Below are 12,113 nucleotides of genomic sequence, written 5' to 3'. Positions count from 1 at the left end.
AAGGGGGGAAGTGGGTGGGGTACGGGGCTGCTCAGCCGCCCGCGAAGGGCGGGAGCACCTCGACCGTGGCGCCGTCCCGCAGCGCGACCGAGGCATGGTCGCGGACGCCGACCGGGTCGCCGTCCACCAGGAACGAGCAGACCTTCAGCACCTGCGCGAAGCGCGGCTCGTCGGCGTGGCGGGACCGCGCCTGCTCCAGTGCCTGCGCGAGGGTCCCCGCGCGGTAGGGCTCCTCCGCCGTGCCCGCCGCGCCCTTGGCCGCGGCCCAGTAGCGGATGGTGCCCGTGGATGCCGTCTTCGTCTCCATGTCCTTCGCCTTCTCGGGTGGGTCGAATCTGAGGGTGGTCGGGGTGGGTCAGCCGGTGGGCAGCGGCAGCAGCTCCACCGCGTCCCCGGCCGCCGCGCCGCCGGGCGGGACCACGGCCAGCGCGTCGGCGAGGGCCAGCCCGCGCAGCATCGCCGGACCGTCGTACGGCAGCGGGGCCACCCCGGTGCCCGCCGCGCGCACCGGCAGCAGCCGGGTGTCGCGCGGGTGGCCGGGCAGCGCCTCGGCGGTCACGGCCGTGCGCGGCCCGGGGTCGGCGTGGCCGCCCAGGGCGCGCAGCAGGGGCGCGGCCAGGGTGGCCGTTCCGGCCACGGCGGCCAGCGGGTTGCCGGGCAGCCCGACCAGACGGCGGGCGCGGCCGTCCGCCGTGGCGGGCAGCTCGGCCAGCAGCATCGGGTGTCCCGGCCGTACCGAGACGGAGTCGACGATCAGCGAGGCGTCCAGCAGCCGCAGCGTCTCGTGCAGGAAGTCCACGGGTCCGGCCGCCGTGCTGCCGGTGGTGATCACGACATCGGCGGGGGAGTGCGCCACGGCCTCCCGCAGCTCCGCCAGCTGGTCGGCCACGCGGTGTCGGCCGATCACCTCCGCGCCGAGCCCGGCCAGCCAGGACGGCAGCAGCGGGCCGAGCGCGTCCCGGACCCGCCCGCCGCGCGGCACCCCCGCGTCCAGCAGCTCGTCGCCGAGGACGAACAGCTCCACGCTGGGACGCCGGTGCACCACCAGCCGGTCGTAGCCGCTCGCGGCCGCGAGGCCCAGCACGGCCGGGGTGACGCTGGTCCCGGCCGGGAGCAGCGGCTCGCCGCTCGCGCACTCCTGCCCGCGCGGGCGTACGTCGTGGCCCTCGGTCAGCGGGTCGGGGGCGGCGAGGTGGAGCAGGCTCGTGGACCGCTCCACCTCGCCGTGCTCGCGGCGCAGTACGGCGCTCGCCCCCGGCGGCAGCGGCGCGCCGGTGGCGATCGGCACGGCGTTGCCTGCCGCGAGCGGGTCCGGCTGCTGACCGGCGAGCACGCCCCGCTCGCCCAACCGCCACGGGCCGGGACCGGACACGGCCCAGCCGTCCATGGCGGAGGTGGCGAACGGCGGCAGATCGGTGAGCGCCGTCAGCGGCTCGGCCAGCGCGTGGCCGAGCGCGTCCTCGAGGGTGCGCGGCACACCGGGCAGCGGACGCCCGGCGGCGGCACGCGCCAGGGACCGGGCCCGCTCCCAGGACGGGTGGTGTGCCGGGAGGCCGGTCATAGCGCCGCCGTGCCGTTCTCACGCTCGGCGGCCCACTGCTCGGCCAGCTCGGTCACCCTGCGGTTGGCCTCGGACACCGCGTCGGCGCCGCCGCCCTGGAGCGCGGCCGCGTAGCCGACCAGGAAGGAGGTGAGCGGGGCGGCCGGGCGGGCCACCTCGTGCGCGACCACCTTGGTCATGTCCAGCAGCCCGGCGACGTCGACGTCGAGGTCGATGCCCAGCTCGGCCTTGGCCGCCGCGATCCATTCGTGCATCTTGTTCACTTCGTCGGTCCTCACTCGTGGGGTACGGGTCTCAGCCGCCGATGGCCGACATGGGCCGGTCGGGACGGCGGAAGTCTTCGCTGTTGATGGCGTGGCCGGGGCCCTTGACGGCGATGCAGGAGCGCCAGGCGGCCTCCAGCGCGTCGTCGTCGGCGCCCGCGCGGAGCAGGGCGCGCAGATCGGACTCCTTGGTCGCGAACAGGCAGTTGCGCAGCTGCCCGTCGGCGGTGAGCCGCACCCGGTCGCAGTTGCCGCAGAACGGCCGGGTGACGCTGGCGATGACACCGACGAACGAGTCCGTGCCGTCGATCCGCCACTCCTCGGCCGGGGCGTTGTCCTCGCGGGGTACGGGGGTGAGGGTGAAGCGCTCGCCGATCCGGTCCAGGATCTCGGCGGCGGTGACCATCTTCTCCCGCTCCCAGGCGCCCTGGGCGTCCAGCGGCATCGACTCGATGAACCGCATCCGGTAGCCGTTCTCCACGGCGAACGCGGTCAGGTCCGCGATCTCGTCGTCGTTGACCCCGCGCACCGGCACGGCGTTCACCTTGACCGGGTCGAGACCGGCGGCGCGGGCCGCGCGCAGCCCCTGAAGCACGTCGGGGAGCCGGTCGCGCCGGGTGATGGCGGCGAACCGCTCCGGGCGCAGGGTGTCCAGGCTGACGTTGACCCGGCCGAGCCCCGCCTCGCGCAGCGCGACCGCGGTACGGGCCAGCCCGATGCCGTTGGTGGTGATGGACAGCTCGGGCGGCGTGTCCAGGGCGGACAGGCGGGCGATCAGCCCGGGCAGACCCCGGCGCACCAGCGGCTCGCCGCCGGTCAGCCGGACCTCGGTGATACCGAGCCGCCCGGTGGCGATGCCGACCAGGCGGACGATCTCGTCGTCGCTGAGCAGCTCGTCCTTGGGCAGCCAGGCCAGGCCCTCGGCGGGCATGCAGTAGGTGCAGCGCAGATTGCAGCGGTCGGTCAGCGACAGGCGGAGGTCGGTGTGGACGCGGCCGAAACGGTCCACCAGCGGCTCCGGGGCGGGCCGCCGACGCGTACCGGTGACGGCGGTGTCGCTGTGCTGGTCGGTGAGCGGTCGGGACACGGGCCTGCCTTCTTCCTGTGCTGTCGGGCGGCGGTCGTACGGTGTGCGGTCTTCGTCCGCCGGGCGGCGGTCGCCCGGACGTGTGGTGCGTGCTCCCGGCCGCCGGACCGGGACCTGGAGCACCGGGCCCTCGCTCTCGTCGCGCCACGGGCCGCCGCGGACCGCCCGCCCGGCGCCGGGGACGCCGCCGGGCTCGACCAGACGCGGCCGGAGCGCGACGCGTCCGCGACGCCGACGCGGCCGGGACACACTCCGATGATCATCTCGGTCGGCGGCCCGGCCCCCGGTCATCGCCACGCCGTCGGCCGCCTCCCCCCGGCCCGCGCGCTCGGCGCGGGCACGGGAGAGGCGGCGCAGGGCGCGGCACGTCATGGCGCGTCGGGTGTTCACGGCGCGACGCGGTGGACCGGTGCGTGGGCGTGCGCGCTGACGGGGATGTGCTGGACGCCGATCCGCTTGCGGAACACCCAGTAGGTCCAGCCCTGGTACAGCAGGATCAGCGGGGTGGCGAACCCGGCGACCCAGGTGATGATCCCCAGCGTGTACGAGCCCGCGGCAGCGTTGGTCGCGGTCAGGCTCCAGGCCGCGTTCAGGCTGGACGGCATCACCTGGGGGAACAGCGCGAGGAAGAGCATCGCGGTGGACGCCACCACACTGAGCCCGGAGGCGATGAACGCCCGGCCCTCGCGGGCGCCGAAGTTGAAGCCCAGCGACACCAGCACCGCGAGGACGGCGACCGCCTCCGCGATCAGGCTGCGCACATTGCCGGTGTCGACCTGGGTCCAGGTCAGGAAGGCGAGCAGCAGCAGGACGGTCAGCACACCGGCGTTCTGGGCCAGATGCCGCGCCCGGTGCCGGATGCTGCCCACCGTCTTCAGCGAGGCGAACACCGCGCCGTGGAAGGTGAACAGCACGGTCGTGGTCACACCGCCCAGCAGCGCGTACGGCTGGACCAGTTCGGCGAGGCCGCCGTGGTACTCGTGGTCGGCGCCGATCGGCAGCCCGTGGACCATGGCGGCGAACAGCACGCCCCACAGGAAGGCCAGCACCAGCGAGGTGACGAAGACGATCGCCTCCCAGTTGCGCTTCCAGCGCTCACCGTCGCGCTTGTGCCGGTACTCGAAGGCCACGCCACGCAGGATCAGGCAGACCAGGATGACGAACATCGGCAGGTAGAAGCCGCTGAACATCGTGGCGTACCAGTCGGGGAAGGCGGCGAAGGTCGCGCCGGCCGCGGTGACCAGCCAGACCTCGTTGCCGTCCCAGACGGGGCCGATGGTGTTGAGCAGGACGCGGCGCTCGGTCTCGCCGCGGGCGAGCACGCGGGTCAGGATGCCCACGCCGAAGTCGAAGCCCTCGAGGAAGAAGTACCCGACCCACAGCAGGGCTATGACGAAGAACCAGAGGTCATGGAGATGCACGGTTCCGGACTCTCTCTAACTGATCAGTAGGCGAAGGCGAGCGGCTTGTCGGCGTCCGCGGGGGCGCCTTCGAGCGTCGACCCGCCGCCGAGCTTGATGTCCCTGAGCGGTGGCCGCTCGGAGGTGACCGGCCCGCCGCCCGCGTACTTCACCAGCAGCTTCAGTTCGACCACGGCGAGCGCGATGTACAGCAGGCTGAAGCCGATCAGGGTGATCAGCTGCTCGGTGAGCGAGACGTTCGGGGAGACCGCGTCGACGGTGCGCAGCAGGCCGGTGACGGCCCAGGGCTGACGGCCCATCGCGGTGAAGATCCAGCCGAAGGAGTTGGCGATCACTGGGAAGGCCATGGTGAGGATGCCCGCCCGCCAGGCCAGCCCGCTCGCCATCGCACCGAGTTCGCGCTTCTTGGTGAGCATCAGCTTCGGCACGTCGAAGGAGCCGGTGCGGTGCTCGGGGGCGACCCAGAACTTCCGCCGCGTCAGCCAGAGTCCGGCCGCGCCGAGGGAGAAGGAGGTCATCCCGAACAGGATCATCGCCCGGAAACCCCAGTACGTCATGGGGACGTTCGGGATGTACTCGGCCGGTGAGCCGCCGTACTTGGCCGCCTCGGCCTTGGCCGTGTCGTTGATACCGGGGACCGCCGAGTGGAAGTCCTTGTGCGCGAGGAACGAGAGCAGGCCGGGGACCTGGATGTCGACGCTGTTGCGCTGGTGGGCGACGTCCGGCACGGAGAAGGCGGAGAAGGGGGCCGGTGCCTCCTTGTCCCACAGCGCCTCGGCGGCGGCCATCTTCATCGGCTGCTGCTCGAACATCACCTCGCCGAGCTTGTCACCGCTGATCGCGGTGCCCAGGCCGAAGACCACGGCCAGCACCAGGCCGAGCCGCAGCGAGGTGCGCATGGCCGCGACCTGCTTGAGGTCGGTCGGCCTGCCGCGGCGCTGGAGGCGGGCGGCGCGCCAGAGGTGGATGGCGGAGATGCCGATGACGAAGGCGGCGCCGGTCAGGAACGCGGCGGTCAGGGTGTGGGCGACCACCACCAGGTTGAGCTTCTGGAAGAGCACCGCGCCGATGTCGGTCAGATGCGCCTTCCCGGCCGCCTTGTCCAGGCTGAAGCCCACCGGGTTCTGCATGAAGGAGTTGGCGGCGAGGATGAAGTACGTCGACAGGATGGTGCCGAGCGAGACCATCCAGATGCACGCGCAGTGGATCTTCTTGGGCAGCTTGTCCCAGCCGAAGATCCAGAGCCCGATGAAGATGGACTCGAAGAAGAAGGCCAGCAGGGCCTCCAGGGCGAGCGGTGCGCCGAAGACGTCGCCCACGAAGCGGGAGTAGGCGGACCAGTTCATGCCGAACTGGAACTCCTGCACCAGCCCGGTGACGACACCCATGGCGATGTTGATCAGGAAGAGCTTGCCCCAGAACTTGGTGGCGTGGAAGTACTTCGTCTTACCCGTGCGTACGTACGCCGTCTCCAGTCCCGCCGTGATCGCCACCAGGCTGATGGTGAGGGGCACGAACAGGTAGTGGTAGACGGTGGTCATCCCGAACTGCCATCGCGCGATGGTGTCCGGGGCCAATGCCAGATACACGGCAGGTGTCTCCTGAATGTGAATTCTCGCTTGCTGTTCGTCGGCCAGCGTCGGGCAATTTCCCGGCCGAGTCAAAGAGGGGCGGTCGATCGGGTAATAGGCGGTAGTTATCCTCGCTCCGAGAGCTGCCCGTCTCGCCCACATCATGCCTGGTCACCGGCCCGATGGGAAATGTGCGATGCTTCCCCTGGCGAGCGGAACCGGAAGATAAGCGATACCTATCGCATGATCGATGCGGCCTCTTTGACTTTCCTTCGCGGAATCAAAGAAAATACCGTTCGGCGGGATTCGTATTCACGAAAGAGGCAGACACACCATGAGCAGCAGCATCGAGGACCCGATCGACGAACTGGCGGTCACGCCTCCCAAGACGTGGGCGACGGGTGTCCCGGCCGTGACGCACGCGCTGGAGTACTCCCTCAGCCAGACGTCCCCGCGGCGCACCATGCTCACGCTGCTGAACATCAATCAGATCGACGGCATCGACTGTCCCGGCTGTGCCTGGCCCGAGGACAAGAAGCGGCACTTCAACGAGTACTGCGAGAACGGCGCCAAGCACATCAACGACGAGGCCACCTCGCGCCGCGTCACCCGTGACTTCTTCCAGCAGTACTCGATCGCCGAGCTGGACTCGAAGTCCGACTACTGGCTCAACCAGCAGGGCCGGCTCACCGAGCCCATGGTGAAGTGGCCCGGCGCCACCCACTACGAGCCCATCAGCTGGGAGCGGGCCTTCGAGGTCCTCGCCCGGGAGCTGAAGCAGCTGACCTCCCCCGACGAGGCAATGTTCTACGTCTCGGGCCGCCTGAACAACGAGGCCGCCTTCCTCCTCCAGCTGTTCTCCCGCGCGTTCGGCACCAACAACCTCCCCGACTGCTCCAACATGTGCCACGAGTCCACCGGCTGGGGCCTGGGCGCCGCGCTCGGCATCGGCAAGGGCAGCGTCTCGCTGGACGACATCCACCACTCCGACCTGATCTTCCTGGTCGGCCAGAACCCCGGCACCAACCACCCGCGCATGCTCGCCGCGCTGGAGGAGACCAAGCGCAACGGCGGTGAGGTCGTCGCGGTCAACACCCTCCCCGAGGCCGGTCTGATGCGGTTCAAGCACCCGCAGAAGGCGCGCGGTGTCATCGGCAACGGCACCCAGATCGCCGACCAGTTCGCGCACATCCGCGCCGGTGGCGACATGGCTCTCTTCCAGGGCCTCAACAAGCTGCTGCTGGACGCCGAGGACGCCGCGCCCGGCACCGTGCTCGACCACGCCTGGATCCAGAAGAACTCCCGCGGTTTCCTCGAGTTCACCGAGAGCGTCCGCAAGATCTCCTGGGACGACATCCTCCTCGCCACGGGCATGACCATGGACGAGATCAAGGAGATCCACGAGCGGGTCATGAAGAGCAAGAGCGCCATCGTCTGCTGGGCGATGGGCGTGACCCAGCAGAAGCACGGTGTCGCCACCATCCGCGAGATCGTCAACTTCCTGATGCTGCGCGGCAACCTCGGCAAGCCCGGCGCCGGTGTCTGCCCCGTCCGCGGCCACTCCAACGTGCAGGGCGACCGCACCATGGGCGTCTGGGAGCAGATGTCCGACGAGTTCCTGGACGCGCTGGGCCGCGAGTTCGGCTTCGAGCCGCCCCGCCACCACGGCTACGACGCCGTACAGGGCATCCGGGCCATGCACGAGGGCAAGGCCAAGTTCTTCCTCGGCGTGGCGGGCAACTTCGTCCGGGCCACCCCGGACAGCGAGTACACCGAGCAGGCCATGCGCAACTGCAGCCTGACCGCGCACATCTCGACCAAGCTCAACCGCTCGCACACCGTCTGCGGCGACACCGCGCTGATCCTGCCCACCCTGGGCCGCAGCGACCGGGACATGCAGAACGGCGTCGAGCAGTGGATCACCGTCGAGGACTCGATGAGCGACGTCCACCGCTCGCACGGCAAGCTGCCCCCGGCCTCCAAGCACCTGCTCAGCGAGGTCGCCATCATCAGCCGCCTGGCGGTCGCCACCCTCGGCGACAAGTACGGCATCCCGTGGAAGAGCTTCGAGGCCGACAACGACAAGATCCGTGACCGGGTCTCCCGCGTCGTGCCCGGCTTCGAGAACTACAACGAGCGCGTCCGCCAGCCCGGAGGGTTCAACCTGCCGAGCCCGGTGAACAGCGACACGTTCCCGACCCCCAGCGGCAAGGCCGAGTTCTGGGCCAGCAAGTTCGAGATGCCGCACGTGCCCGCCGGTCACCTGCTGCTCCAGACGTTCCGCTCGCACGACCAGTGGAACACCATCTGGTACGCGCCCAACGACCGCTACCGGGGCATCCACAACGCCCGCCGCGTCGTCATGGTCAACCCGGCCGACCTGGAGCAGTTCGGCTTCCGGGACGGCGACATGGTCGACCTGGTCAGCGTGTGGACCGACAAGGAGCGCCGCGCCGAGAGCTTCAAGGTCGTCGCCTACCCGACGAGCCCCGGCTCCGCCGCCGCGTACTACCCGGAGACCAACGTGCTGGTCCCGCTGGACAGCGTCGCCGACATCAGCAACTGCCCCACCTCCAAGGGCGTGCTGATCCGGCTGGAGCCGTCCCGTGTCCCGGCCCCCGGCCTCGTCGGCTGATCCGGCCCATGACCTCCCCTCCCGACGGTCCGGGAGGGGATGTGAGCCGCGGACGGCCCGGTACCCGCCGCACCGGCGGGACCGGGCCGTCCGCGGCTGCCACCGGCACCCGCACCACCCCCGCGGGCCCCGGCGTACGACCGCGCCGCCCCGGCACCGGCAGACCCCCGGCCCGGCCCGGCGGCCCCTTCCGCCCCCGCCCGCGACCGGCACGCCGTCACCCCGCCGGTCCTGGGCGACGGACCGGCACCCCCCAGCAGACCTCGTCCGCACGATGCCCATTCGCGTGATCCACGCGTACAGAAAGGCACTTCACGGCATGTCAGCTTCCCGCACCGCGCACGGCTGGCTCCCGGCCGCCGGCGCGGTGTTCGCCGCAGGATGGGGCGCGAACCAGTTCACCCCGCTCTCCTCGGTGTACCGCACCCGCGAGCACTGGCCCTCCCTCCAGGTCGCCCTGATGTTCACGACCTACCTGGCCGGTTTCCTGCCCGCGCTCCTCACCGGCGCCACGGTCGCCGGACGCCACGGGCGGCGCCGCGTGGTGCGGCCCGCGCTGCTCCTCTCGGCCGCCGCCAGCGCGCTGCTGGCCGCGGCCGCCTTCGTCCGCCCCGCCGTCTACGCCAGCCGGTTCGCCACCGGCGTCGCGGCCGGACTCATCCTCTCGGTGGGCAGCGCCTGGCTGCGCGAACTGTCCGCCGCCGACGGCCCCGCCAAGGCCGCCCGGCGCGTCACCTGGGCCACCGGCTCCGGCTTCGCCGCAGGCGCCCTCACCGCGGGCGTCCTCGCCCAGTGGCTGCCGCACCCCCTGCTGCTGCCCTGCCTCCTGCACTGCCTGCTCGCCCTCGGCGTCCTCGTCGCGCTGCGCCGCACACCGGAGACCGCGCCGCCCCCGGCACGGGACGACCCGGACGGCCCCTGGCCGCCCGCCGTCACCCACCCCCGCTTCGTCCGCGTGGTGCTCCCGGCGGGCCCGGCCGTCTTCGCCGCCTCCACCGTCGCCTATGTCGTGCTGCCCCCGCTGGTGGCCGAACGGACCTCCGGCTACGCACCGCTGTTCAGCGGACTGGTCACCGCCCTGACGCTGCTCACGGGCCTCGCCGTCCAGCCGCTGGCCGCACACCTCGACCACGCCCACAGCGCCCGCGCCACCCTCACCGCCATGGCGACGGTCATCTGCGGCCTGCTGCTCAGCGCCCTCGCCGTCCACCACGGCTCCATGGGCCTGGCCCTGCTCGCCGCCGTCCTCCTGGGCGCCGGATACGGGCTCACCCTCGCCTCCGGACTCCGCGAGATCGAACGGCTGACCAGGCCACGCGCCAGTCCTTCCGCGCTCTCCCTCTACCACGGTGTCACCTACAGTGGATTTCTCACACCACTGCTGCTTGCCGTCACCGCAGGAGCCGCCCCCTACCCCGCCTTGCTGACGGGTCTGGCCGCCATCGGCCTACTGTGCCTGATGATCACGGCCTGGCACAGCCGCCGGCACCTTCCCTGACCCGCGGGAAGCGGCGGCTGCGCGAACCGCAGACCCGCCGCCGACCCGATCCACCCGACCCCGGCGGCCCCCGGCACGGCCCGGCCCGCCGACCCCACACCACCAGGCACACATTGGCTCCCGTGGCGACCACACCGCCCCGGCGGAGCCCGAGGAGAGGAAACAAGACCATGGGACGAGTGACCGTGCGGCGTCGAGTGCTCCGCATCCGCGACGGCGCGTCCTCGCACCGCCCGGACACCCTGGCCGCCGAGGAGCCGATGGAGATCCGGGTCGGCGGCCGCCCCCTGACGGTGACCATGCGCACCCCCGGCGACGACTTCGACCTCGCCGCCGGATTCCTGGTCAGCGAGGGCGTCGCGCACGCCGAGACGGACGTCGCGGGCATCCGCTACTGCCTGGGCGCCACGGACGACGGCTCCAACACCTACAACGTGGTCGACGTCGTCCTCGGCCCCGGAGTCGAGGCCCCCGACGCCTCCCTGGAGCGCAACTTCTACACCACGTCCTCCTGCGGCCTGTGCGGCAAGGCCAGCCTGGACGCGGTACGCACGGTCGCCGCCTGGTCCGTCGCCGAGGACGAGCTGCGGATGAGCCCGGAGATGCTGGCGACCCTGCCCGAGAAGCTGCGCGCCGCGCAGAAGGTGTTCGACAGCACCGGCGGCCTGCACGCGGCCGGACTCTTCTCCTCGGACGGCGAACTGCTGTGCCTGCGCGAGGACGTGGGCCGCCACAACGCCGTCGACAAGGTCGTCGGACACGCCCTGCGCTCCGGGCTGCTCCCGCTGCGCGGCTGTGTCCTGATGGTCAGCGGCCGCGCCTCGTTCGAGCTGGTGCAGAAGGCGGTCATGGCGGGCATCCCGATGCTCGCCGCCGTCTCCGCCCCGTCCTCGCTCGCCGCCGACCTCGCCGCCGAGAGCGGCCTGACCCTGGTCGGCTTCCTGCGCGGCGACTCGATGAACGTCTACACCGGCGCCGAACGCCTGGAACCCCAGCCCGTCGCCTGACGACACCCGTCATCAGTGGCCGCGCCTTACCGGGCGCGGCCACAGCCGGTGCTAGGCCAGCGGCAGTGCGGGACCGCCGGGGAGGCGCTCCAGGGCGCCCGCCACGTCCGTCTCCCTGGCGACCTCGGCCAGCGCGCGGGCCATCACCGACCCCGGCTGCTGGGACGTCGTCACCAGACCCACCGGCACCGTCCAGTCCGGCTCCACCAGCGGCACGGCCCGCATGCCGTGCGGCACCCCGAAGACGTGCAGCCAGGCGTGCGGGACGACGCTCGCCCACCGGCCGGTCCTGACATGCGCGAACAGCGCGGCGACGGAGTCGGTCTCCACCCGGGGCGTCGGCTTCGCCCCGGCTTTGGCGAACACGTCGTCCAGCACCCGGCGGCCCTGCATCGACTCGTTCAGCAGACACAGCGGGAGCCGGGCGGCCTCCGCCCAGGTCGCCGTCGACTGATGCGCCAGACCGTCGGCCGCGGTGATCAGCAGTACATAACGTTCCTCATACAGCGGAATGGCGTGGAAATGCCCCGAAAGTTCCTCAGGGAGATACGTGATTCCGGCGTCGATCTCGAAATGCTGGAGCTGGCGGAGAATGTCCTCCGACTGGAGGTCCGCTATCACTTCCACGGTGACCAGCGGATGCTCCGTGCAGAACGGACCGGTCAGCAGCGAGACGGCCGCGGACGCGGTCGGCACCGAGCCGATCCGCATCCGGCCGCTGAGCCCGCAGCGCAGGGCACCGACCTCGTCCCGCAGCGCGTCACGGTCCGCGAGAATCCGCTGCGCCCACACGACGATGCGCTCGCCCTCCGGGGTGAGCCCCTCGTACTTGCGGCCGCGGCGGACCAACGGCACGTCAAGCTCGTCCTCCAGCTTCCGGATCGCCTCGGAGAGCGCGGGCTGGGAGACGGAGCACGCCTGGGCGGCGCGGGCGAAATGGTGCTCCCTCGAGAGAGCGACGAGGTATTCGAGTTGGCGAAACAGCACCTCATGGGTGTACCCGACAGCTGACCGAAAAGCCAATCGGCGCAGCGGCCGGACCACCACCGGCGGACCGCGCGGACGGCCGC

The 12,113-nt window shown here is 71.6% G+C and carries 10 protein-coding genes; 3 read left to right on the top strand and 7 right to left on the bottom strand.

The genetic code is table 11. The annotated features are described in order from the left end of the window. Positions 1-31 precede the first annotated feature (31 nt). From ACI2LY_RS00890 to ACI2LY_RS00865, 6 genes are all read right to left on the bottom strand, one after another. Complete coding sequence (locus ACI2LY_RS00890) at positions 32-307, bottom strand: MoaD/ThiS family protein (RefSeq protein WP_404705203.1); 276 nt, start codon at positions 305-307, stop codon at positions 32-34. Between the two features lie 48 nt (positions 308-355). Beyond that, complete coding sequence (locus ACI2LY_RS00885) at positions 356-1,561, bottom strand: molybdopterin molybdotransferase MoeA (protein ID WP_404705202.1); 1,206 nt, start codon at positions 1,559-1,561, stop codon at positions 356-358. Continuing rightward, on the bottom strand, positions 1,558-1,815 hold the full coding sequence (locus ACI2LY_RS00880) for a DUF6457 domain-containing protein (protein ID WP_404706449.1): 258 nt from the start codon (positions 1,813-1,815) through the stop codon (positions 1,558-1,560). Before ACI2LY_RS00880 ends, ACI2LY_RS00885 begins: the two co-directional genes overlap by 4 nt. A gap of 40 nt (positions 1,816-1,855) precedes the next feature. Further along, positions 1,856-2,836 (bottom strand): GTP 3',8-cyclase MoaA, encoded by a 981-nt coding sequence (moaA, locus tag ACI2LY_RS00875; protein ID WP_404706448.1) that lies wholly within the window; start codon positions 2,834-2,836, stop codon positions 1,856-1,858. Between the two features lie 461 nt (positions 2,837-3,297). Then, on the bottom strand, positions 3,298-4,332 hold the full coding sequence (gene cydB, locus ACI2LY_RS00870; RefSeq protein ID WP_404705201.1) for a cytochrome d ubiquinol oxidase subunit II: 1,035 nt from the start codon (positions 4,330-4,332) through the stop codon (positions 3,298-3,300). 23 nt (positions 4,333-4,355) lie between these two features. Further along, the gene (locus tag ACI2LY_RS00865) at positions 4,356-5,921 is read right to left on the bottom strand and encodes a cytochrome ubiquinol oxidase subunit I (RefSeq protein ID WP_404705200.1); all 1,566 of its coding nucleotides are present in this window, start codon (positions 5,919-5,921) and stop codon (positions 4,356-4,358) included. A gap of 316 nt (positions 5,922-6,237) precedes the next feature. Here ACI2LY_RS00865 and ACI2LY_RS00860 point away from each other — a divergent pair, with 316 nt between their 5' ends. From ACI2LY_RS00860 to fdhD, 3 genes are all read left to right on the top strand, one after another. Then, a complete protein-coding gene (locus tag ACI2LY_RS00860; RefSeq protein WP_404705199.1) occupies positions 6,238-8,538 on the top strand; it encodes an FdhF/YdeP family oxidoreductase in 2,301 nt (766 codons plus the stop codon). Positions 8,539-8,857: 319 nt separating this feature from the next. After that, positions 8,858-10,036: an MFS transporter gene (locus ACI2LY_RS00855; protein WP_404705198.1), complete on the top strand. Its 1,179-nt coding sequence runs from the start codon at positions 8,858-8,860 to the stop codon at positions 10,034-10,036. Between the two features lie 170 nt (positions 10,037-10,206). Beyond that, entirely contained in the window at positions 10,207-11,043 is an 837-nt protein-coding gene (gene fdhD, locus ACI2LY_RS00850) for a formate dehydrogenase accessory sulfurtransferase FdhD (protein ID WP_389000087.1), read from the top strand. 51 nt (positions 11,044-11,094) lie between these two features. Here fdhD and ACI2LY_RS00845 read toward each other — a convergent pair whose 3' ends face one another. After that, on the bottom strand, positions 11,095-12,030 hold the full coding sequence (locus tag ACI2LY_RS00845; protein WP_393914418.1) for a LysR family transcriptional regulator: 936 nt from the start codon (positions 12,028-12,030) through the stop codon (positions 11,095-11,097). Positions 12,031-12,113 lie beyond the last annotated feature (83 nt).

The sequence above is a fragment of the Streptomyces sp. NPDC002176 genome (genome assembly GCF_044903645.1).
Classification (GTDB): Bacteria; Actinomycetota; Actinomycetes; order Streptomycetales; family Streptomycetaceae; genus Streptomyces.
This window is presented reverse-complemented; position numbering and strand designations above follow the sequence as displayed.